Genomic DNA, 20706 nt, shown 5'->3' on the forward strand with positions numbered 1-20706 from the left:
GGGGAGGGGGGAAGACGGGACGGGCGGGCGCGCGGGCCCGCCGCGGGCGTCAGGCCGTCCGGTCGAGCAGCACCTCCCGGTTCGCGTCCCAGGGCCGCTCCCAGCCCGCGTAGTGCAGGATGCGGTCGATCACTCCGGCGGTGAAGCCCCAGACCGTCGCGGAACCCACGTGGAAGACGGGACCCCGGTGACCACTGGGGTGGACGGCGGTCGCCCGGTTGGCCGGGTCGGTGAGCTCCGCCACCGGGACGGTGAAGACGCGGGCGGTCTCCGCCGGGTCGACCGGACCCACCGGGCTGGGCTCGCGCCACCAGCCGAGGACCGGGGTGACGACGAAGCCGCTGACGGGGATGTAGAGGTCCGGCAGCACGCCGAAGACCTGGACTCCGGAGGGGTCGAGGCCGGTCTCCTCCTCGGCCTCCCGCAGGGCCGCTCGGATCAGCCCGCCCTCGGCCGGCTCGCCGTCCTCCGGGTCGAGGGCACCGCCGGGGAACGACGCCTGGCCGGCGTGCGAGCGCAGAGTGCCGGAGCGTTCGAGGAGCAGCAGCTCGGGGCCTTCCGGGCCCTCGCCGAAGAGGACCAGCACCGCGGAGAGGCGCCCTCCGGTCTCGGGCGGCAGGAAGCGGCTCAGCTGGTGCGGTTCGACGGTCGCCAGGAAGCGCTCCACCGGTTCCAGCCACTCGGGCAGCCCCTCGGCGGTCACGGTGACCTCCCGGCTGTCCCGGCCGTACGTGCTCCTCATGCGCTTCCCCAATGTTCCCGACGATCTTCCCGGCGGCTGCCGGGCGTTCCCTGGTCTTCTGGCGGAATCCGCGCCGTGCCCGCGGGCGGCGGCACCCTCACTCGGCTCCCAGCGGGGGCGCGGGCGGGCCCGGGTAGTCCGGCGGGGGCTTCAGGCGCTGGCCCGGGAGGCCGCCCTTCTCGTACTTGAGCAGCTTCCGCGCCTTCTCCGGATCGGTCTCCCCCTCGCCGTACGACGGGCAGAGCGGGGCGATCGGGCAGGCGCCGCAGGCGGGCTTGCGGGAGTGGCAGATGCGGCGGCCGTGGAAGATGACGCGGTGCGAGAGCATCGTCCAGTCGCTCTTGGGGAAGAGCGCGCAGATCTCCGCCTCGATCTTCTCCGGGTCCGTCTCCGCCGTCCACCTCCAGCGCCGGACGAGCCGCTGGAAGTGCGTGTCGACCGTGATGCCCGGGACGCCGAAGGCGTTGCCCAAGACCACGTTGGCCGTCTTGCGCCCGACACCGGGGAGCGTGACGAGGTCCCGGAGCCGGCCGGGCACCTCGCCGTCGAAGCGGTCGCGGAGCGCGGCCGAGAGCCCGAGCAGCGAGCGGGCCTTGGCGCGGAAGAAGCCCGTCGGGCGGATCAGCTGTTCCAGCCGCTCCGGATCGGCCGCCGCCATGTCCTCGGGCGTGGGGTACGCCTCGAAGAGGGCCGGGGTGGTCTGGTTGACGCGGAGATCGGTGGTCTGCGCGGAGAGGACCGTCGCCACGAGGAGCTGGAAGGGGTTCTCGAAGTCCAGCTCGGGGTGGGCGTAGGGGTACACCTCGGCGAGCTCGCGGTTGATCCGCCGGGCTCGGCGGACGAGCGCGGTCCGCGACTCCGTACGGGCACCGCCGCCGCTGCCCCGGTCGGCCGGGGCCCCGCTGTCGGCGGCGGCTCCGGCGGCGCGGCGCGCGGCGGTCTTGCCGGTGGCTGTGGCCTTGGCCTTCGTGGGGCTACCGGGAGAGGTCGCGGTCTTCTTCGCGGCGGGCTTCTTCGCCGCGGGCTTCTTCGCCGCGGGCTTCTTCGCCGCGGCGGTCCTCTTCGGCGAGGCCTTCTTCGCGGGGGCCTCCTTCGCGGCGGCCTCCGAGGCCGAGCCGCCACCACCGGACGAGCGCACCCCCCGTTCGGCCGACGACCCCGCCTTCGGCTTCCCGCCCGACGTCTCGCCGCCCGCTCCACCGGTCTGCGATTTGGTCGTACTTGCGTCTTTTGCGGTTTTCCCCGCAGGCTGTTCGCCCACAGCGGAATCGCGGGTCGAGGTCACCCTCCCGGCCCCCTTGCCCTGTGCTCTCACCGGCGTATTGGACACCCGGCCAGACTAAAGCCCGGCACTGACATCCGCCCCGGGCGCGGGAAAAGCACAGCCCAATCGGACCCCTGCCGTAGGGCTTCCGTCGACGATGCGCCACACTTGTGTTTGATCACACAGTTTTACCGACGGGCATCATGGGGACCACGGTCCTCTGTGCATGTCGACAAGGAGAGAACTCGTGGACGACGTTCTGCGGCGCGCCCCGCTCTTCGCGGCGCTCGATGACGAGCAGGCCGCTGAGCTGCGCGCCTCCATGGGCGAGGTCACTCTCGCGAGGGGCGACGCCCTGTTCCACGAAGGCGACCCGGGCGACCGCCTCTACGTGGTGACCGAGGGCAAGGTGAAGCTCCACCGCACCTCCCCCGACGGCCGCGAGAACATGCTCGCCGTCCTGGGCCCCGGCGAGCTGATCGGCGAACTGTCCCTCTTCGACCCCGGGCCGCGGACCGCCACCGCGACCGCCCTGACCGAGGTCAAGCTCCTCGGCCTGGGCCACGGCGACCTCCAGCCCTGGCTGAACGCCCGCCCGGAGGTGGCCACCGCCCTGCTGCGCGCCGTCGCGCGCCGCCTGCGCCGCACCAACGACTCCATGTCGGACCTGGTCTTCTCGGACGTCCCCGGCCGCGTCGCCAAGGCGCTGCTGGACCTGTCGCGCCGCTTCGGCGTGCAGTCCGAGGAGGGCATCCACGTGGTGCACGACCTCACCCAGGAAGAACTCGCGCAGCTCGTCGGCGCCTCCCGGGAGACGGTCAACAAGGCCCTCGCCGACTTCGCCGGCCGCGGCTGGCTGCGCCTGGAGGCGCGCGCGGTGATCCTGCTCGACGTCGAGCGGCTGGCCAAGCGGTCCCGCTGACGCCACCCGGCCCGCCAGGGGCCGGCGCCCCGCCCCGAGCCCGGAAACGGGAAAAGAGCCCCCAGGGGCTCTTTTCCCGTCAGCGGCACGTCAGCCCCGCCGGTGCCGCCCCGCGGCCCGGCGGGTCAGTGCGTCGTCACGTCCGCGCTCTCCAGGGAGTGCCGGGTGACCGTCACCTGTCCCACCTGCGGGAGCGTCCGGAGCTGGGCCTCGGCGGCACGGACCATCTCGGTGATGTCCGACGTCCCGTGGTGCTCGCTCACGAAGACCGTGACGGCGCAGTGCAACTCGAGGGGGTGGCTGGGGGACGACCTGGGGTAGTAGGCCCGCAGCTCGTAACGGGGGAAGTCCGGGAGAGAGTCCGACATCGCTCATTCCTTTCGATCGGTCGTTCCTGTTCAGGCGAATTCGGTCAATAGCGGTGGACAGGCGGGTTCCGTCGGCCGCCGCCGTCAGGAAGCGGGGTCGACCCTCACGAACCGCTTCTCGAACGAGGCGGTGCTGTTGGCCGCCGCCGTCCGGTAGGCGGGGGTCGCCGTGTAGGCCGTGCCCGCGGTCAGCCCGGTGACCAGGAACTGGTGCTGGGCCGAGGCGCGCCCGGTGCCCAGGGCCATGGCCGCCCGTTCGTCGGACGCCGCCACCGTCACCGTCGTCCCCTGGCGGATCGCGACGGTCATGAAGGCGGCCGCCGAGGCCCCGCCGCCCATGTAGGCGCCCACCGTGACCAGGACGGATCCGGAGAGGGGTGCGGTGAAGGCGACGGCCATGGGGTCGCCGTCCGAACCGGTCAGCGTCTCCACGTACGTCGTGGAGGCCGTGGTGCCGGCCTTGGCGTTGATCTTGTATGCGGGCCCCTGGACGACCGGGGTCCAGCCGGCGGCCGCGTACAGGAAGAGTTGGCCCGGCTTGTCCAGCCAGACCACCATGCCCGCCGCCGGCTTGTTCAGCGCCTGGTCGCGGGCCGCGGCGTCCGGGAAGCGCAGCACCGTGCCGCCGTCCAGGGCGACCGCCAGTGACTGGAGGTGGGCCGGGATGTCGGCGGCGTCGGTGGGCTGCGGGTAGGGGAATTTACTCAGCGGGGTCAAGAGCATCAGCTGTACTCCTTCACAGCGCGGTAGGTGAGGCCGGCCAGCCGGGCCAGCACCGGCCAACCGGAGACGACTTCCGCGTAGGTACGCCGGCGGCCCGCCTCGGGGTCGACGGGCGGGTCGGCGGCCAGCCAGTAGCCCATGGGCATGCCGTTGGGACACGTGCCCCGGAGGGTGAGCGTCTGGGTGATCGTTCCGGCCGCCGCCTCGGTCCGGATGCCGACCACCCAGGCCAGGGTGTCGAGTTCGGCTCCCGCCGAGTCCTGGACGCGCACGACGTCCCCGAGCTGGATGCGCGGGTCGTACAGCACTTCCACGTCGGAGAGCACGGGCACGGGGAACGCCCCGGCGGTGATCAGGGCGTCGGCGAGCCGTTTGGCGGTGGCCCGGTCCTGTACCCAGTCACCGGCGGGGGCCAGGTATTGCTGGCGCCCGTAATACCGCTGGCTCTCCCGATCGGCGCTCTCCTGGCTCCGCGAGGGCGGGTCGGCGGAGGGTTTGACCGGCTGGACGACCAGGGAGGGCTTGCCGTCCTTGGTCACGAGGTGGAGGGTCTTGTCCCCGAAATTGGTGAAGCGCAGCACCATTCTCGGTCCGTCACGACGCGAGGTGACCAGCACGGCCCCCTTGACCGCCGTGCCCCCCGCCCCTTCTTCGTAAGCGTCCCCGAAACGCACCCTGCTGCCGCCCGGTTCGGGTCCGCTGTCGTCGTACGTCACCGGCGGGCCGGTCTCGAACCCCCCTTCGGGAATCGGGTAGCTGACCTCCTTGGTGCTTCCGGGGCCCACACTGAGGATGGTGTCGAGCGGCCGGATCTCCTTGGCGGGTCCCAGGCCGGAATCCGTCCAGTCCCGGTAGGGGCTCACAGTAGTTACGGCAGGCGTCGATCTCCTCGGACACCGTGAGCGCGGATATCTCACGGCGTGAGGTGACGGTGACGTCGGCGGCGGCCGGTGCTTTCTCGAAACGGCGGAAGCCACGCCAGCGGAATACGCCCTGCTCGTCGAACTCCGCTGTCGACATCGTGGTTTTGGCGATCTCGCTGATGGCCTCCCACTGCGATCCGGAGACCCTCGGGATGACGTACAACGGCAGAATGGGTTCGTCCAACTCCACCGCCTTGGCCTGCCTGCTCTGCGCCGCGAACTGCTCCATCCCGAAGTCGTTCGCCAGCCGGGTGGTGAGTTGCAACGCCTCGGTGGCCATGGATGTGGTCAGTTCCAGGCGGTTGAGCTCGGAGGGGGGCTGAGCGGAGCCGGCGGCCGTGTACGCGACGTCGGGCGTCTCGAGGCGTGTTCCGTCCGGGCCGGTCAGGAATGCCTTGAGGACGAGCTTGTCCTTGCCGTCGTCGGCGGGCGTGGGATCGAACAGCATGCCGACGTGCCAAACGCCCTTCAGGGCCCTCAGTTCGTTCCACGTTTGCGACCACACCCAGCCGGTCGAACCCACTGTTCCGGAGAACATCGTCACTTTGCCGAGGGCGAACTCCACCAACAGCGAGATGTATCCGGCTCCGCCGCCGATCCGGTTCAGGTACAGCTTCAGCTCGACGGTGTCGCCCACCCCGACTCCGCTGTTCACATGCGCTTCCACCAAGGACTTGTCTCCGGTGAACACGCTCGGCCGGCTGCCCGGGGGTGACGTCAGAATGCGGCTGCGCGGCATCCAGGAGGCCCGGACTCCGGGCTTTACCGGGACGAATGCCAGAGTGTGCGGAGCGCCTTCCATGGCATACCGGTAGTCGCCGGGAGCGGGAATCGCTTCCGGCTGGCCGTACGTCGCGCACACCCCGCCGTGCAGCGAGGCGTAGATGACGGTCAGCGGACCCGAGTCCGTTGCGTCGACGGACGGTGCCCGCGGCGGCGGGCAACTGTGCACCCCGCCTTGGCGCAGGAGCTCGTCCACACACCACACCTCGGAGGCGATGGGCCGCTTGGTCATCAGCCCCTGGTACGGATCGGGAAGCTCCGACGGCCCCGCAGCCGCTCGGTGCCGTCCAGCGCGGTGATCTTCACGGTGTCGGTCCCCGAGACGGCGGACCGGGCGCGGACCGTTCCCCGGAAGGCGGGCAGGTCCAGCCCGTCGACCCCGGCGAAGAAGGTCACGCTCTGGCCCGGGCGCACCATGTCGCCCGGCCATCTGGGCGCCCAGGGGGAGAACGTCCGCGGCGCCGACTTCTCGTCCGAACCGGAGAGATCCAGATCCAGCTGAGCCGCCGCGCCTCCGCCGAACGCGCGCATGGCCGTGGGCAGGTCCGTGTTGTACGTGCGCTCGACCGCCCAGCTCTGCACGTACCCGCCCACCGTGGTGCCCTGGTAGTCCTTCTCGCCCAGGGAGACGCCGCCGAGTCTGGCCTTGTAGGTGTGCGCCCGCTCGCCCGCGGCGAGCGCCCGGTCGATTTCCGGCCTACCGGACCGCACCGTTCACCTCCACCAGATCGAGTGAAACGTTGCGATAGGGCAGGCGGACGGCCGGGGTGTCGGTGTAGCCGGTCACCGCCATGGCCGGACACCCGTCGCCCGGCGTCCCGGTGACGGCCGTGCCGTTGACGGTCAGGCAGGCGTCCTTCATGCCCACCCAGGCGCCCGCCGCCCCCGCGACGCCCACGGGAGTGACATAGGACGCGCCCGGTGGCACGGTGCCCGTCACGGACAGCCCCTCGGCCTGGGTGGACGCGAGGGATGTGCCGTCGTAGCGCTTCCAGTCGAGCCGCGCCACGGTGGCGCCGCCGACGATGTGCCGCCAGTACGGGGGCAGCGCCCAGGAGATCGTCATGCCCGGTGCCACCGGCCAGCCCGGCCAGGTGCCGTGCCGCCATCCGAGGGCACTGTCGGGTGTTTTAAAGGTGGCGGAGATCTCGTTCACTTTCACCTCACCCGACACCACGAACCACGCCTGCTCCGCCTCGGAGGAGCCGCATTCGCCGGCTGCCTGCAGCCCGCCCAGCACATTTCCCGCCGCCGGGTCGATCACGGCGATCGGAAGGCTTTCTCTCGCGTTGCTCCACCCACCGCGCCGGACGAGGCGCCGGGCCAGCATGTCGAGGTGCCGGGCGTCCTCGGGCTCCAGCCAGTCCCAGGACAGCTTGAGGCGGCGTGGGGTGAAACGGTTGCGGTCGAGCGTGACGACGCCGTCCAGGGAACGGAATTCCGTCACGCCGAGATCAGCGGAGCGGTCCCAGCTGCGAGCGGCCTGCGTGATCTCACGCAGGCCGCTTTCGCTGTCGGGCGCGCCTATCCACAGGTTTCCGGGCACGTGTCACCTCCGGGCGAGCTGGCGCTGGCCGACGAGGACCGCGCGAGCGATGGTCTGGGAGTCCACCTGCACGTGGACGGGCCGCTCGGCGAGCCGCTCGACAGCCTGGGTGAGGCGGTGGAGGGCGGCCGAGCCGCCGGGAGCGCCGCCGATCATCCGCTCCAGCCTGCTCAGCGGGATCACGGCCTCGGATTCCCCGGCCTCGGCGAGCAGGGCCAGGGTGCCGCCGCTGCGGGCTCGGACGACACCGCCCTCGGCGAGGGTCGGGATCTGCGGAATCTCCGGCAGGTTGATGCCGAAACTCTTGCCGCCGAAGCCCGGCACCCAGCTGGGAATGCTGACGTGGATGTGGTTCAACCCGCGAATGGCCCCGTTGAGGGCGGTGATCAGCCCTCGAATGGGAGCCGTGTAGAGATTGACGACTCCCTTCAGCAGCGGCTTGAGGAAGTCGAGGGCGGAGCTGGTGGCCGTCTTGATGGCCCGCCAGGCGATCTCGAAGCCCTTTTTCGCACCGGCGACGACTTTGTCCATGTCGACGAACTGGGTGATGAGCGGGGCCAGCAGTCCGAGCAGCAAACCCATGGGGTTGGCCCGCATCGCGGTGTTGAGCCCCTTCTGCGCGAGGCTCGCGCCCTTGAGGCCCTTGTCGAGTCCCTTCATCGACGCTCCGGTGCCGTCGGCCTTCTTGCCGGCCTTGCCCACGGAGGACTCGACACCGTCCGCCTGACGCTTGACGTCACGGAGGGCCTTCTGGGAGTTGTCGGCCGATTTCCGGAGCTTGTCGAGAGACGTCTTCAGCTTGTCGGCGTTCCCCTTGGACTTCACGAAGGCGGAACCGGCGTCGTCCGACTGGCGCTTGAGCGTCTGCAGCGCCTTCTGTGAGTTGTTGGTGCCGGTCTTCAACCGGTCGAGCGTCGATCTGAGTTTGTCGGCGCCCTTGGCCTTGGCAAGCGCCCCGTCCGTTTGACCGGCGGTCGTCTTGAGCTTGTTCAGGTTGGTGACGGCTTGGCCCGACGCGTTCTTCACCTGGCTGAGGCCGGACTGGGCGCGGGAACCGGAGTTCTTCAGCTTGCCGATCGCGGTGTCGGTCTGGCCGGCGGTGGTTTTGAGCTTGTTCAGGCCGGTGACCGTTTTCCCCGACGCGTTCTTCACCTGGTCGATGCCGGACCGGGCGCGGGACACGCCGTTCCGCAGCCTGCCGACACCGGTATCCGCCTGCCCCGCCGCGTTCTTGAGTTTGGACAGAGCGGTGGCCACCTTCCCGGTGGCACCGTGGAAACCGTTCAGCGCGGAGGTGGATTTCTTGAGACTCGCGGTGAGACTCATGCTGCCCCCAGGGGGTTCGGGAGATTGATGGCACGGACGCGCCGGCGCGCATGGCCGTGCGCGTCCGGGTCACGTGCGAAAAAAGGCGACGATTTCCGCGGGCGACACCTGTCCGCCGGGTTTCGTCTCCTCCGGCGCGCCGGAATCTCCGGCGTCTGCCACGGACCGGCGCGGCCTGCCGTACCCCTCGGCCGGCTCCTTCGCCGTCCGGTCCTCGCCCGGCCGCGGCACCGGCTCGGGGAATTCCGCCGGCTCCGCGTCCTCGTCACGGTTGACGGTCGCGAACATCCAGTTCGCGACGGCGAGATGATCGACGGCGGTGGCGAGCAGGTGGTCCGTCACCGACCAGCCGGCCGCTTCGTCGTGCAGGGCCCGGGTGACCGCGCTGTCCCGCGGCAGATGCGCGATCAGCACCGCGAGCCGGCGCGAGGAGAGCCGGCCGCGGTGCCAGTCGAGCACGTCCACGCCGTAATGACGGAGCAGGTCCGCTTCCAGAGCCTCGGCGTGTTCGTCGACGAACGCGTCGAGGCTCAGTCTTCCCCCAGGCCGAGCCCGGTCTCCTTGCCGTACGCCTCCAGGACCGCGCCGATGTCCTGCATCGTCACGTCGTGCCGGTTGAAGCGGGTGTACTGCTGCTTGCCCAGCAGCAGCGCGAGCAGGCCGTCGACGTCGTTGTCGTCGAGCTCACGGAGCTTGCGGACGGTCTGCCGGGAGAGTTCGGTGGGCAGCTCGAAGGTGTCACCGTCGAGGCTGAAGGTCCAGGAGCGGCCGAGCGCCTCCAAGCGCTGGGCACGGGCCGCGTTGACGTCGAACGAGGACATGGGTGGGCTCTCCTTCGCGGGACGAGGGGTGGGACGGCCGTGGCGCGGCCCGGTGGCCCCGCAGGGGGCGTCCGGCCCGCGCCACGGCTCGACGAGGGGGTGCTTCACTCAGGCGGTACGGACGGGTTGTTCGGGCGCACCGGCCGCACGGGCGGGACGGCTCGGGTTACTTGGGGGGAACGGCTCCGGCGTACGCCTTGTCCTTCATCAGGATGGTCGCCAGCGCCCGGTTGTCGTCCACGGCCAGCGCCGTGAAGGTGACGCCGAGCTTGACGGCGCCGGACCGGGTCAGCGCCAGTTCCTCGCTGTCGGTCACCTGACCGCGAGGGATGATGAACCGGTAGACGGCGTCGGCACCGTCGGTGAACTCGACGCCGAGCGCGCGCTCGTCCTTGCCGGGGCGGCTGGACAGCTCGTACTTGTACGAATCGCCGGTGCCCTGCGGCTGTACGGCGGACCCGCCCATGAAGAACGGAAGCGTGTCGGCGTTCAGCTGGAGCATCTGGAACTTCACCGTCAGGTCGCGCTCGGAGTAGACGAGCCGGGCGGAGCTGACGGACTGCCAGGTGTGCAGCTGGTCGATCTTGTCCTTCTTGTTGAACTTGATGCCGTCGGTGGTGGTGTACCCCAGGTCCACCCAGCCGGTCGGCCACGCGGCGGAGACGTCGGCCGGAGCGGCCGCGTCCGCCTTGGCGACCAGGATCCGGCCGGTGCCGGCGACGCGGATCTCGTTGCCATTGGTGCCTGCCATGAGAACTCCTCACACATCAGGGGACGACGAAGGCCCCACCGGAACCGGTGGGGCCTGAGCGCATGCGAAACGGCGGAGCGCCCTGTCGGGGGCACAGCTCCGCCGCTGCAATCAGCGTGAATGAGAACGCGCGCGCACGCAACAAGCAATCGCGGTCGGGTTGAGGAGGGCGCCGGGGCTTGGCCAAGGCCCCAAAGCCCCCGGCCCTCCGCGAACCGCTAGATCAGCCCGTGCTCGCTCAGATAGTCCAGCTGCGCCCGCACCGACAGCTCAGCCGCCGGCCACACGGCGCGGTCCACGTCCGCGTACACGTGCGCCACGACCTCGGCGGGCGTGCGGTGGCCGGCCTCTACGGCCGTCTCGACCTGGGCGAGGCGCTTGGCGCGGTGCGCCAGGTAGTACTCCAGGACGCCCCGGGCGTCATCCAGTACGGGCCCGTGGGCGGGCAGGATCGTGCGCACGTCCTCCTCGACCACGAGGGACCGCAGGCGGCGCAGCGAGTCGAGGTAGTCGCCGAGCCGTCCGTCGGGGCGGGCCACGACGGTGGTGCCCCGGCCGAGCACGGTGTCCCCGGTGATCAGGGCGCGGTCCGCGGGCAGGTGGAGGCTGACGGAATCCGCCGTGTGCCCGGGCGCGGGGACCACCCGCACCTCCAGGCCGCCGACGGTGATGACCTCGCCCGCGGCGAGCCCTCCGTCGCCGACGCGCAGGGCCGGGTCCACCGCCCGAACCGGCGCCCCCGTCAGCTCGGCGAGGCGCTCGGCGCCACCGGAGTGGTCGAGGTGGCCGTGGGTGAGCAGGGCCAGGACGATCCGCCGGCCGGCCTCCTCGGCCGTGGCGATGACGGCCCGCAGGTGGGACTCGTCCAGCGGGCCGGGGTCGACGACCACCGCCTCGTCGGATCCGGGCTCGGCCAGCAGCCAGGTGTTGGTGCCGTCGAGCGTCATCGCGGACGGGTTGGGCGCGAGGACGCAGGTCGCGCGCGGGGTGGCGGGGCCGGCCGGGCTGCCCGCTCGGGGGCGCCCCGGCGGCTCGGCGGGTACGGCTGCGTACGTCATGCGTCGGCTCCCGGGGTCGCGGTGGCTGGCGTGTGTGAAGGGTTCACGGGACGGGACGGAAGGTGCTTGGTGAACTCCTCGTGTCCCGGCCAGCTCAACACGATCTCTTCCCCGACGAGCCGGGCCCGCGCCAGCACCGGGGTGAGATCCCGCTCACCGGCCGCCGCGAGCACCCGGGGTACGTCCTCGTACGGCAGCAGCGCGCGCAGCGTCGCGACGGTGGGAGGCATCATCAGCAGCTCGCCGCGGTCGTACCCGGCGACGGCCTCGGCGGGGCGGATCCAGACGGCCCGGTCCGCCTCGGTCGAGACGCCGGCCGTGCGCTGGCCGTCGGGCAGGGCCGCCACGAAGAACCAGGTGTCGTACCGCCGGGGCTCGAACTCCGGCGTGATCCAGCGGGCCCAGCCGCCCAGCAGGTCGCTGCGGAGCAGCAGGCCGCGGCGCTCCAGGAAGTCGCCGAACGCGAGCCGGTGGCCGGCGAGGGCGGCCCGGTCGGCCTCCCATTCCGCCCCCGTGGTGTCCGCGACGACCGTGGCCGGGTCGGGCCCGGCGAGCAGCACACCCGCTTCCTCGAAGGTCTCGCGGACGGCCGCGCAGACGACGGCCTGGGCCACCGCCGGCTCGACGCCGAGCCGGGCGGCCCACTCCCGCGGCGAGGGCCCGGCCCAGGGCACATCGCGTTCGTCGCGCGGGTCGACGGCGCCGCCCGGATACGCGTACGCACCTCCGGCGAAGGCCATGGAGGTGCGTCGGCGCAGCATGTGCACGGCGGGCGCGCCGTCGGCGCCGGCCCGCAGCAGCAGGACGGTGGAGGCGCGCCGGGGCGGCACGGGGTCGAGCTCCCCGCGCGCGAGCCGTCTGATCAGGTCGGGCCACTCGGGTGGGTACCACTGACCGTTCGCCCCGGTCGGCGCGTGGCCGCCGGCCCGGTCGTGGCCAGGGCCGTTCTCCCCGTCGCCGCCCGTCCGGCCGTTCGTCGTCACCATGGCCGGATGCTATGCGCTGGTGCGCGGATGTTCGAGGGGGCACGGGAGGCGCGGGACGCGCGAGGCCATCGCTTCGCGGCGGACGGCCCGCGTCGGGCACGGCGGGACGGCGAACGGGCCGGGCCGGGCGGGACCGGGCCGGGAGGCGGACGGACCCGCGCCCGGCCCGGTCACCGCGCGGCATGGCCCCCGCGACCGGCACCGCGACCGGCCCCGGATGTCAGTCCGCGACCTCCACCTGGAACTCCACCTCGACCGGTGCGTCCAGCGGCAGCACCGCGACACCCACCGCGGAGCGCGCGTGCACGCCCTTATCGCCGAGGACTTCGCCCAGCAGCTCGCTGGCACCGTTCAGCACGCCGGGCTGGCCGGTGAAGTCGGGCGCGGAGGCGATGAAGCCCACCACCTTCACGACCCGGACGATCCGGTCCAGGTCGCCGACGACGGACTTCACGGCGGCCAGGCCGTTCAGCGCGCAGATGCCCGCCAGTTCCTTGGCCTGCTCCGGGCTGACCTCGGCGCCGACCTTGCCCGTGGCCGGGACGGACCCCTTGACCATGGGCAGTTGGCCCGCGGTGAAGACGTACGCGCCACTGCGCACGGCCGGCTGGTAGGCGGCCAGCGGAGGAACGACGTCCGGCAGGGTCAGCCCCAGCTCGGCGAGCCTGTCCTCGACGGCACTCACGCCTTTTCCCGCTTCAGGTAGGCCACGAGCTGCTCGGGGTTGTTCGGGCCGGGGACGACCTGGACGAGCTCCCAGCCGTCCTCGCCCCAGGTGTCCAGAATCTGCTTGGTCGCGTGCACCAGAAGCGGCACGGTCGCGTATTCCCACTTGGTCATGGCCCGACTGTAATGCCTGACACTGACAGCCTCGTGCGTAGCCCGCGCGGCGACTGGTTAGGCTCCGCATCATGAGCAGGCTCCATGTCGTCAGTGGCAAGGGCGGTACCGGCAAGACCACCGTCGCCGCCGCTCTCGCCCTCGCCCTCGCGGCCGAGGGAAAACGCGCACTGCTGGTCGAGGTCGAGGGCCGGCAGGGCATCGCCCAGCTCTTCGAGACGGAGGCGCTTCCCTACGAGGAACGCAAGATCGCGGTCGCCCCGGGCGGGGGCGAGGTGTACGCGCTGGCGATCGACGCCGAGCGCGCGCTCCTCGACTACCTCCACATGTTCTACAAGCTCGGCAGCGCGGGCCGGGCCCTTAAAAAGCTCGGCGCGATCGACTTCGCGACGACCATCGCCCCGGGGCTGCGGGACGTCCTGCTGACCGGCAAGGCGTGCGAGGCCGTGCGCCGCAAGGACCGCGCGGGCCGCTTCGTCTACGACCACGTCGTGATGGACGCCCCGCCGACCGGCCGCATCACCCGCTTCCTCAACGTGAACGACGAGGTGGCGGGCCTGGCCAGGATCGGCCCGATCCACAACCAGGCGCAGGCCGTCATGCGCGTCCTGAAGTCGCCGCAGACGGCGGTGCACCTGGTGACGCTCCTGGAGGAAATGCCGGTCCAGGAGACGGTGGACGGCGTGGCGGAGCTGCGTGCGGCGGGCCTCCCGGTCGGGGGCGTGGTCATCAACATGGTGCGCCCGGAGGTCCTCGACGAGGCCGCCGTGGAAGAGGCCGCGAACGGCCGGCGCGACGCCGTCGCCGCCGCGCTCGCCGAGGCCCTGGCCAGGACCTCGTCCGGGGGCGGAAGCCGGGCGGGCGCCGCGGCCGCCCTGGTCGGGCCGCTGCTCGACGAGGCGCGCGAACACACGGGACGGCTGGCGCTCGAACGTCTCGGCCGCTCCCGCCTGGCCGAACTCTCCCTGCCCGTCAGCGAGCTGGAGCTGCTGGGCGACGGCGTCGACCTGGCCGGCCTGTACCGCATGGCACGTGCGCTGCGGGAGCAGCCCATCGTCCGGCGGGACGCCGGCGAGCGGGAGGGCGCGGGGCGGTGGAACGCCGCGTCGCACGACGTCACGAGCCGAACGACCGAGGGGGCCCAGTGAGCCTGGACAGGACGACCGCGCTCGACATCGACCCCATCCTGGACGACCGCCGTACCCGCATCGTGGTGTGCTGCGGCTCGGGCGGGGTCGGCAAGACGACGACCGCCGCCGCCCTGGGCCTGCGGGCGGCGGAGCGCGGCAGGCGGGTGGTCGTGCTCACCATCGACCCGGCGCGCCGGCTCGCGCAGTCGATGGGGATCGAGGAGCTGGACAACGTACCGCGCCGGGTGCCCGACGTCGACGGGACCGCCGGCGGCGAACTGCACGCCATGATGCTGGACATGAAGCGGACCTTCGACGAGATCGTCGAGGCGCACGCCGACAAGGAGCGGGCCCGGGCGATCCTGGAGAACCCCTTCTACCAGGCCCTGTCGGCCGGTTTCGCCGGTACGCAGGAGTACATGGCCATGGAGAAGCTCGGCCAGCTCCGCTCCCGCGACGAGTGGGACCTGATCGTCGTCGACACCCCGCCGAGCCGGTCGGCGCTGGACTTCCTGGACGCCCCGAGCCGGCTGGGGTCGTTCCTGGACGGCAAGCTCATCAAGCTGCTGATGGCCCCGGCGAAGATCGGCGGTCGGGCCGGGATGAAGTTCCTGGGCGTCGGCATGTCCGTGATGAGCGGCCCCCTGAACAAACTGATGGGTGCTCAACTGCTGCGAGACGTACAGACCTTCGTGGCGGCGATGGACACCATGTTCGGCGGATTCCGTACCCGTGCCGACGCCACGTACCGTCTCCTCCAAGCGCCCGGGACGGCGTTCCTCGTCGTCGCCGCGCCCGAGCGGGACGCGTTGCGGGAGGCCGCCTACTTCGTCCAGCGGCTGGCGGCCGAGCGAATGCCGCTGGCAGGACTGGTGCTGAACCGGGTGCACGGCAGCGGTGCCGCGCGGCTGTCCGCCGAGCGGGCGCTGGCGGCGGCCGAGGCACTGACCGACGAGACCGGCGGGCCCGCCGAGCCCGTGCGGTCCCCGGCGCACGCGGGTGGCACCGCGACGGCGGATTACACAGAAAATCTTGCCGGTTCCGGCATTGTGGATCGTGACAGCGGGCAAGCTGGGACACGTACCGCTGACGACCCTGGCACCGTCACTCTCCTCGACACTTCCTCTCCCAAGAGCGGCTTCCCCCAGCCCGTGTCACCCGGAGTGCCCACGGTGTCGGCAGACTCCGCGGCACCGTCAGGAACAGCGGCTTCGGCAGCACCGGCACCGTCGGAATCCGCATCCGCGCCATCCTCACCGGCGGCGGACGCGGATTCCGTCGGTGCCGCGCCCGCCGTCGCCGCTGGTGAGACCGGCATCGCACCTGAGGTCTCTTCCGATCCCGGACGAGCGGGCTCCGACCAGGGGTCCGCCGTCGTGGGTGCCCGGGAGGCCGCCGGGGTGAACGCCATGGAAGCCCCGGGCTCCACTGCCGGGGAAACACCGATCTCCACCGAAAGACTCGCCGCCGGTCTCCTGCGGCTGCACGCGGAGCGCATGCGGGTGCTCACCCGGGAGCGGCGCACCCGTGACCGCTTCACCGCGCTGCACCCGGACGTCCCGGTGGCCGAGGTGCCGGCGCTCCCCGGAGACGTACACGATCTCTCCGGGCTGCGGACCATCGGCGATCGCCTGGCCGGGCGGTCGTCCTCGCCGGACGGGGCGGCCGACGGCGCCGTGCCGGCCCAGCAGGGGACGGGCCGGGCGGACCGAGCGGACCAGGCGGCGGAGTAGGCGCTTCCGCGAGGCGCTGTGTGCGAGAGGCGTCGTGTCCGAGAGGTGCCGGGGCCGGGCCGGATGCCCGCGTTCGTATGCGTACGGCGGGACCGGTGGCAAGTGCTGCGGCGGCCCCGGGCTCGTCCCCAGTCGTGAGGGAAAGCCTGACCGGAAGCCCTGCCGGGAAATTCCGCCGGGAAGGCCCCGACCGGAAGCCGGCGGTCGGCCTACCCGGCCGCCGCGTACGCGTCGTACTCCTCCTCGCCCAGCGGCAGGAGCCCCGCGCCACGCTCGTATTCCGTGCGGGCGGTCTCCAGCAGCCTGCGCCACGACGTGACCGTCGGCCGGCGGCGGAGCAGCGCCCGCCGCTCGCGCTCGGTCATCCCGCCCCAGACGCCGAACTCGACGCGGTTGTCGAGCGCGTCGGCCAGGCACTCGGTGCGGACCGGGCACCCGGTGCAGACCGCCTTGGCCCTGTTCTGCGCTGCGCCCTGAACGAACAGTTCATCCGGATCGGTAGTGCGGCAGGCGGCCTGCGCACTCCAGTCGGTTACCCAGCCCATGCTGGCGCCGTCCTCTCCCGAATTGAGGCTCCCCCACGGCGGCAGCGGCATATTCACCGTTGCCAGTTGAGGACGTTACGGAAGCAGAACAGGGGGCAACACCCCCTTCGGGCCCAATCTTGAATGGCCCGAACGGACTATGCGTACGCGGCAGATCACCCACCGGAGTGACCTGACGACATCAGAGACTTTCCTGTGCAGAAAGGGACACTTCACCCTTCTCGCACAGGACACCCAGTGACACATGCGGCAATACGGACACACCTCATCACCTACAGGAGTGAAGGCATAGGTGATGCTGAAGGAGCCGCAGTGGCTGGCGTAAAACAGCGTAGGCGAACACACGGGCGCCTGTCCGCCGAATGAGAACGTAGGCTTTCCTTCATGGCTATGAAGCGCTCGGGCGGGGGGGCCTCTTCGGGGGCCCAGCAGGCCGCCAAGTTCCTCGGCGTCAGCGTCCTCTCCGGAGTTCTGCTGGCCGGTCTGGCCCTGCCGGCGGTCGGTGCGTTCGGGCTGGCGGCCAAGGGGACGGTGGAAGGGTTCGACGAACTCCCCGCCAACCTCAAGACGCCGCCGCTCAGCCAGCGCACGATCATCCTCGACTCCGAGGGCGGAGAGATAGCCAAGGTCTACTCCCGCGACCGCACGGTCGTCCCGCTGAGCCGGATCTCCCCGTACATGCAGAAGGCGATCGTCGCCATCGAGGACGCGCGCTTCTACGAGCACGGCGCGGTCGACCTCAAGGGCGTGCTCCGCGCCCTCAACCGCAACGCCCAGAGCGGCGGCGTCTCCGAGGGCGCGTCCACCCTCACTCAGCAGTACGTCAAGAACGTCTTCATCGAGGAGGCCGGCGACGACCCCGACAAGGTCGCCGTCGCCACGCAGCAGACCATCGGCCGCAAGGTCAAGGAGCTGAAGTACGCCATCCAGGTCGAGAAGGAGCTGGGCAAGCAGCGCATCCTCGCCAACTACCTGAACATCACCTTCTTCGGGCAGCAGGCGTACGGCGTCGAGGCCGCCTCCCAGCGCTACTTCAGCAAGCACGCCAAGGACCTCAGCCTCGGCGAGTCGGCGCTGCTGGCCGGCATCGTCCAGTCGCCCAGCCGCTTCGACCCGGTCAACGCGCCGAAGGAGGCGACCAAGCGGCGGAACCTGGTCCTCCAGCGGATGGCCGACCTCAAGAACATCACTCCCGCGCAGCTGGCCGCCGAGAAGGCCAAGCCGATCAAGCTGAACGTCAGCCGCCCCAAGAGCGGCTGCATCACCGCCGTGAACGGCGCCGGCTTCTTCTGCGACTACGTCCGCCAGACGTTCCTCCAGGACCCCGCCTTCGGCAAGACGAAGGAGGCCCGCGCCAAGCGGTGGAACGAGGGCGGCATGACGATCCGCACCACCCTCGACCCGCAGACGCAGAAGTCGGTACAGAAGTCGATCACCGACCACGTCTACCAGGGCGACCAGGTGGCCACCGCCGTCTCGATCGTGGAGCCGGGATCGGGCAAGGTGCTGGGCATGGGCCAGTCGAAGCCGTACGGCTTCGGCAAGAACCAGACCCAGATCAACCTGTCGGCCGACCACGCCATGGGCGGCTCGACGTTCGGCTTCCAGCCCGGCTCCACCTTCAAGCCCATCATCGCGGCGGCGGCGCTGGAGGAGGGCAAGTCGGCGAACCAGGTCTACTCGTCTCCGTACAGCATGCCGTACCCCTCGGAGATCGAGGGCTGCAAGAACACCTGGAAGAACGGCGGTGACACGCTCACCAACGAGAACCGCAGCGAGGTCGGCCCGTACGGGATGGCGGAGGCGACCGCCAAGTCCGTCAACACCTACTTCGTCCAGCTGCTGGAGGACGTCGGCCTCTGTCCCGCGGTGAAGATGGCGGACAAGCTGGGGCTCACGCTCACCCCGAAGAACCAGGTCCCCGCGATGGCCATCGGCGGTTCCCAGGGCATGGCCCCGCTGAACATGGCCGCCGCCTACGCGGCCTTCGCCAACCGGGGCACGTACTGCACCCCCGTCGTCATCACCTCCGCGCTGGGCCCGAACGGCAAGCCGCTGAACATCCCCAAGTCCCGGTGCTCGCGCGCCATGTCCGAGCAGACCGCCGAGACGATCAACACCCTGCTCAAGGGCGTCGTGGAAGACGGCACGGGCAAGGAAGCGGGCCTCAGCGGCCGGGACAGCGCGGGCAAGACGGGTACGACGGACGAGCGGAAGGCGGCCTGGTTCGTCGGGTACACCCCGAACATGGCCGGCGCCGTCTGGGTCGGCGGCGCGGGCGACGAGGTCGAGATGGAGGACATCACCATCGGCGGCGTCTACCACGCCAAGGTCTTCGGCGGCGACACCCCGGGCCCCATCTGGCGCGACGCCATGGGCGGCGCGCTGGAGAACAGGTCCGCCCCCACCTTCGACATGGTGCCCGGCATCGACACCGGTGACTCCGACAAGGCGGACAAGAAGGGGAAGGGCAGGAAGGGCGGCGACTCCGGCCGGAAGGGCAACAAGCCCGGGAAGGCGGGGAAGCCGGCGAAGAGCGGGAAGTCCGGCGGGAACGACAAGCCGGGCCGCGGGCACTGAGGCGCGAGTGACATAAGGCCATAAGAGCTATAAGGGCTATATGGGAGGGGCCTGCCGGACCGTTGAACGGTCCGGCAGGCCCCTCCCCTATAGCCCTTATGCGTTTCCTCCGGCCGGTCCCTTAACGGGTTCCCCCGGCCGGCGCCCTAGGAGAGCTGCCGCTTCACCTCGGCGGAGACCCGGCCCCCCTCGGCGCGGTTGCCGACCTTGGGCTTGACGATCTTCATTACGGCGCCCATGGCCTTCGGGCCCTCGGCCCCGCCGGCCTTCGCCTCGGCCACGGCCTCGGCGACGAGCGCGGTCAGTTCCTCGTCCGACAGCTGCTGCGGCAGGTACGAGGCGAGCACCTCGCCCTCCGCGCGCTCCCGCTCGGCGGAGTCGGCACGGCCGCCCTTCGCGAACGCCTCCGCGGCCTCACGGCGCTTCTTCGCCTCGCGCGTGATCACCTTCAGGACCTCGTCGTCGGAGAGCTCACGGGCCTGCTTGCCCGCGGTCTCCTCGTAACCGATCGCGGAGAGGGTGAGACGGAGAGTGGCGGAGCGCAGCTCGTCGCGCGCCTTGATGGCGGCGGTGAGGTCGTCCTGGAGCTTTGCCTTGAGCGTGGTCATGCCGCAATCTTCGCATCCCGCCCCCACCCACGCCCGGCATTAACCACAACACCGGCCCCCGCCACCGCTCCCGGCCCACAACTCCCCCTCGCCGCCGGGCCCGTGGCGCGGCCGGCCGCCGCCGTCTGCGACCATGGCCGTATGCGCGCGCGATACGCAGTACCCCTGGGAATCACAGCAGTCGGCGCGGCGGGCATCGCCTACGCCGCCGGCTTCGAAGTCCGCTCCTTCCGGCTCCGACGGGTGACCGTCCCCGTCCTGCCGCCCGGCATGCGGCCGCTGCGGGTGCTGCAGGTCTCGGACATCCATATGGTGAGCGGGCAGCGCAAGAAGCAGCGCTGGCTCCAGTCCCTCGCCGGCCTGCGCCCCGACTTCGTGATCAACACCGGCGACAACCTCTCCGACCCGGAGGGCGTCCCCGAGACGCTGGACGCGCTGGGTCCCCTGATGGAGTTCCCCGGCGCTTACGTCTTCGGCTCGAACGACTACTACGGGCCCAAGCTGCGGAACCCGGCCCGCTACCTCTTCGAGCGGGCCAGCGGGCGGCACGGCCTCAACGGCAACGCCCCGGCCGTCGGCGTGATCCACAACCCCTGGGAGGGGCTGCGGGACGCCTTCGACAAGGCCGGCTGGGTCAACCTCACCAACACCCGGGGCCACCTGAAGATCGGCAGCAACGAGATCGCGCTCACCGGGCTCGACGACCCGCACATCAAGCGCGACCGGTACGACGCCGTCCAGGGCGGCCCGGCTCAGGATGCCGACTTCTCCCTGGCCGTTGTGCACGCCCCCTACCTGCGGGTTCTGGACGCCTTCACGGCCGACGGCTACCCCTTGATCCTCGCCGGCCACACGCACGGCGGCCAGCTCTGCATCCCCTTCTACGGGGCCCTGGTCACCAACTGCGACATCGACACCGACCGAGTCAAGGGCCTCTCCACCCACCGCGCCGGCGGCCACCGCTCGTACCTCCACGTCTCGGCGGGTTGCGGCACCAATCGCTACACCCCCGTCCGCTTCGCCTGCCCCCCCGAGGCCACCCTCCTCACCCTCACCC

General features: G+C 71.2%; 23 protein-coding genes. 5 read left to right on the forward strand and 18 right to left on the reverse strand.

The window, feature by feature from the left end; translation table 11 throughout:
* Positions 1-49: 49 nt before the first annotated feature.
* Both ACSNOK_RS15540 and nth read right to left on the reverse strand, forming a co-directional pair.
* Positions 50-742, reverse strand: a complete 693-nt coding sequence (locus ACSNOK_RS15540) for an NUDIX hydrolase (RefSeq protein ID WP_436781255.1) — start codon at positions 740-742, stop codon at positions 50-52.
* 97 nt (positions 743-839) lie between these two features.
* Positions 840-1880, reverse strand: coding sequence for an endonuclease III (nth, locus tag ACSNOK_RS15545; RefSeq protein WP_436781256.1), 1041 nt, complete (start codon positions 1878-1880; stop codon positions 840-842).
* 373 nt (positions 1881-2253) lie between these two features.
* On the opposite strand from nth, the gene ACSNOK_RS15550 reads away from it, so the two are divergent.
* Positions 2254-2928 carry a Crp/Fnr family transcriptional regulator gene (locus ACSNOK_RS15550; RefSeq protein ID WP_004939715.1) on the forward strand — a complete coding sequence of 225 codons (675 nt, stop codon included), beginning with the start codon at positions 2254-2256 and terminating at the stop codon, positions 2926-2928.
* A 125-nt stretch (positions 2929-3053) separates the two neighbouring features.
* Here ACSNOK_RS15550 and ACSNOK_RS15555 read toward each other — a convergent pair whose 3' ends face one another.
* The 14 genes from ACSNOK_RS15555 to ACSNOK_RS15620 form a co-directional block, all read right to left on the reverse strand.
* Positions 3054-3296 (reverse strand): hypothetical protein, encoded by a 243-nt coding sequence (locus tag ACSNOK_RS15555; protein WP_436781257.1) that lies wholly within the window; start codon positions 3294-3296, stop codon positions 3054-3056.
* 84 nt (positions 3297-3380) lie between these two features.
* Positions 3381-4019: a hypothetical protein gene (locus ACSNOK_RS15560; RefSeq protein ID WP_436781258.1), complete on the reverse strand. Its 639-nt coding sequence runs from the start codon at positions 4017-4019 to the stop codon at positions 3381-3383.
* Positions 4019-4603, reverse strand: coding sequence for a hypothetical protein (locus ACSNOK_RS15565; RefSeq protein ID WP_436781259.1), 585 nt, complete (start codon positions 4601-4603; stop codon positions 4019-4021). The genes ACSNOK_RS15560 and ACSNOK_RS15565 overlap by 1 nt, the downstream gene beginning before the upstream one ends.
* 10 nt (positions 4604-4613) lie before the next feature.
* Complete coding sequence (locus ACSNOK_RS15570; protein ID WP_436781260.1) at positions 4614-5921, reverse strand: hypothetical protein; 1308 nt, start codon at positions 5919-5921, stop codon at positions 4614-4616.
* A 35-nt stretch (positions 5922-5956) separates the two neighbouring features.
* Positions 5957-6436: a hypothetical protein gene (locus tag ACSNOK_RS15575; RefSeq protein ID WP_436781261.1), complete on the reverse strand. Its 480-nt coding sequence runs from the start codon at positions 6434-6436 to the stop codon at positions 5957-5959.
* Positions 6423-7271, reverse strand: coding sequence for a hypothetical protein (locus ACSNOK_RS15580; protein ID WP_436781262.1), 849 nt, complete (start codon positions 7269-7271; stop codon positions 6423-6425). The genes ACSNOK_RS15575 and ACSNOK_RS15580 overlap by 14 nt, the downstream gene beginning before the upstream one ends.
* Positions 7272-7274: 3 nt before the next feature.
* Complete coding sequence (locus ACSNOK_RS15585; RefSeq protein WP_436781263.1) at positions 7275-8597, reverse strand: hypothetical protein; 1323 nt, start codon at positions 8595-8597, stop codon at positions 7275-7277.
* A gap of 69 nt (positions 8598-8666) precedes the next feature.
* On the reverse strand, positions 8667-9056 hold the full coding sequence (locus ACSNOK_RS15590; protein WP_436781264.1) for a hypothetical protein: 390 nt from the start codon (positions 9054-9056) through the stop codon (positions 8667-8669).
* A 71-nt stretch (positions 9057-9127) separates the two neighbouring features.
* Entirely contained in the window at positions 9128-9418 is a 291-nt protein-coding gene (locus ACSNOK_RS15595; RefSeq protein WP_436781265.1) for a hypothetical protein, read from the reverse strand.
* Between the two features lie 166 nt (positions 9419-9584).
* Positions 9585-10169 carry a phage tail protein gene (locus ACSNOK_RS15600; RefSeq protein WP_436781266.1) on the reverse strand — a complete coding sequence of 195 codons (585 nt, stop codon included), beginning with the start codon at positions 10167-10169 and terminating at the stop codon, positions 9585-9587.
* Between the two features lie 218 nt (positions 10170-10387).
* Positions 10388-11227, reverse strand: a complete 840-nt coding sequence (locus tag ACSNOK_RS15605) for an MBL fold metallo-hydrolase (protein WP_436781267.1) — start codon at positions 11225-11227, stop codon at positions 10388-10390.
* On the reverse strand, positions 11224-12213 hold the full coding sequence (locus tag ACSNOK_RS15610; protein ID WP_436781268.1) for an NUDIX hydrolase: 990 nt from the start codon (positions 12211-12213) through the stop codon (positions 11224-11226). Before ACSNOK_RS15610 ends, ACSNOK_RS15605 begins: the two co-directional genes overlap by 4 nt.
* A 220-nt stretch (positions 12214-12433) precedes the next feature.
* Positions 12434-12898, reverse strand: coding sequence for a RidA family protein (locus ACSNOK_RS15615; RefSeq protein ID WP_436781269.1), 465 nt, complete (start codon positions 12896-12898; stop codon positions 12434-12436).
* The gene (locus ACSNOK_RS15620; protein ID WP_003967454.1) at positions 12895-13053 is read right to left on the reverse strand and encodes a DUF4177 domain-containing protein; all 159 of its coding nucleotides are present in this window, start codon (positions 13051-13053) and stop codon (positions 12895-12897) included. Before ACSNOK_RS15620 ends, ACSNOK_RS15615 begins: the two co-directional genes overlap by 4 nt.
* A 71-nt stretch (positions 13054-13124) precedes the next feature.
* Between ACSNOK_RS15620 and ACSNOK_RS15625 the strand changes: the two genes are divergently transcribed.
* Together ACSNOK_RS15625 and ACSNOK_RS15630 are read left to right on the forward strand one after the other, a co-directional pair.
* Positions 13125-14201: an ArsA family ATPase gene (locus ACSNOK_RS15625; protein WP_436781270.1), complete on the forward strand. Its 1077-nt coding sequence runs from the start codon at positions 13125-13127 to the stop codon at positions 14199-14201.
* Positions 14198-15916 carry an ArsA family ATPase gene (locus tag ACSNOK_RS15630; protein WP_436781271.1) on the forward strand — a complete coding sequence of 573 codons (1719 nt, stop codon included), beginning with the start codon at positions 14198-14200 and terminating at the stop codon, positions 15914-15916. The genes ACSNOK_RS15625 and ACSNOK_RS15630 overlap by 4 nt, the downstream gene beginning before the upstream one ends.
* Positions 15917-16125: 209 nt before the next feature.
* Here the strand turns inward: ACSNOK_RS15630 and ACSNOK_RS15635 are convergent, their stop codons facing one another.
* Positions 16126-16461, reverse strand: a complete 336-nt coding sequence (locus ACSNOK_RS15635; RefSeq protein WP_004939680.1) for a WhiB family transcriptional regulator — start codon at positions 16459-16461, stop codon at positions 16126-16128.
* Between the two features lie 384 nt (positions 16462-16845).
* On the opposite strand from ACSNOK_RS15635, the gene ACSNOK_RS15640 reads away from it, so the two are divergent.
* Entirely contained in the window at positions 16846-19041 is a 2196-nt protein-coding gene (locus tag ACSNOK_RS15640; protein WP_436781272.1) for a transglycosylase domain-containing protein, read from the forward strand.
* Positions 19042-19187: 146 nt separating this feature from the next.
* Here ACSNOK_RS15640 and ACSNOK_RS15645 read toward each other — a convergent pair whose 3' ends face one another.
* Positions 19188-19649: a GatB/YqeY domain-containing protein gene (locus tag ACSNOK_RS15645; protein ID WP_436781273.1), complete on the reverse strand. Its 462-nt coding sequence runs from the start codon at positions 19647-19649 to the stop codon at positions 19188-19190.
* 141 nt (positions 19650-19790) lie between these two features.
* On the opposite strand from ACSNOK_RS15645, the gene ACSNOK_RS15650 reads away from it, so the two are divergent.
* Positions 19791-20706: metallophosphoesterase (locus tag ACSNOK_RS15650; RefSeq protein WP_436781274.1), on the forward strand; the 916-nt coding region annotated here is incomplete at its 3' end.

The sequence above is a fragment of the Streptomyces sp. URMC 126 genome (assembly GCF_051386555.1).
GTDB lineage: Bacteria > Actinomycetota > Actinomycetes > Streptomycetales > Streptomycetaceae > Streptomyces.

What these genes read in the sequence shown, in the direction of transcription:
- ACSNOK_RS15540 (WP_436781255.1), bottom strand. Translation starts at nt 742, where the DNA reads ATGAGGAGCACGTACGGCCGGGACAGCCGGGAGGTCACCGTGACCGCC.
- ACSNOK_RS15555 (WP_436781257.1), bottom strand. Translation starts at nt 3,296, where the DNA reads ATGTCGGACTCTCTCCCGGACTTCCCCCGTTACGAGCTGCGGGCCTAC.
- ACSNOK_RS15560 (WP_436781258.1), bottom strand. Translation starts at nt 4,019, where the DNA reads ATGCTCTTGACCCCGCTGAGTAAATTCCCCTACCCGCAGCCCACCGAC.
- ACSNOK_RS15565 (WP_436781259.1), bottom strand. Translation starts at nt 4,603, where the DNA reads ATGGTGCTGCGCTTCACCAATTTCGGGGACAAGACCCTCCACCTCGTG.
- ACSNOK_RS15585 (WP_436781263.1), bottom strand. Translation starts at nt 8,597, where the DNA reads ATGAGTCTCACCGCGAGTCTCAAGAAATCCACCTCCGCGCTGAACGGT.
- ACSNOK_RS15595 (WP_436781265.1), bottom strand. Translation starts at nt 9,418, where the DNA reads ATGTCCTCGTTCGACGTCAACGCGGCCCGTGCCCAGCGCTTGGAGGCG.
- ACSNOK_RS15600 (WP_436781266.1), bottom strand. Translation starts at nt 10,169, where the DNA reads ATGGCAGGCACCAATGGCAACGAGATCCGCGTCGCCGGCACCGGCCGG.
- ACSNOK_RS15605 (WP_436781267.1), bottom strand. Translation starts at nt 11,227, where the DNA reads ATGACGTACGCAGCCGTACCCGCCGAGCCGCCGGGGCGCCCCCGAGCG.
- ACSNOK_RS15610 (WP_436781268.1), bottom strand. Translation starts at nt 12,213, where the DNA reads ATGGTGACGACGAACGGCCGGACGGGCGGCGACGGGGAGAACGGCCCT.
- ACSNOK_RS15620 (WP_003967454.1), bottom strand. Translation starts at nt 13,053, where the DNA reads ATGACCAAGTGGGAATACGCGACCGTGCCGCTTCTGGTGCACGCGACC.
- ACSNOK_RS15625 (WP_436781270.1), top strand. Translation starts at nt 13,125, where the DNA reads ATGAGCAGGCTCCATGTCGTCAGTGGCAAGGGCGGTACCGGCAAGACC.
- ACSNOK_RS15635 (WP_004939680.1), bottom strand. Translation starts at nt 16,461, where the DNA reads ATGGGCTGGGTAACCGACTGGAGTGCGCAGGCCGCCTGCCGCACTACC.
- ACSNOK_RS15640 (WP_436781272.1), top strand. Translation starts at nt 16,846, where the DNA reads ATGGCTATGAAGCGCTCGGGCGGGGGGGCCTCTTCGGGGGCCCAGCAG.
- ACSNOK_RS15645 (WP_436781273.1), bottom strand. Translation starts at nt 19,649, where the DNA reads ATGACCACGCTCAAGGCAAAGCTCCAGGACGACCTCACCGCCGCCATC.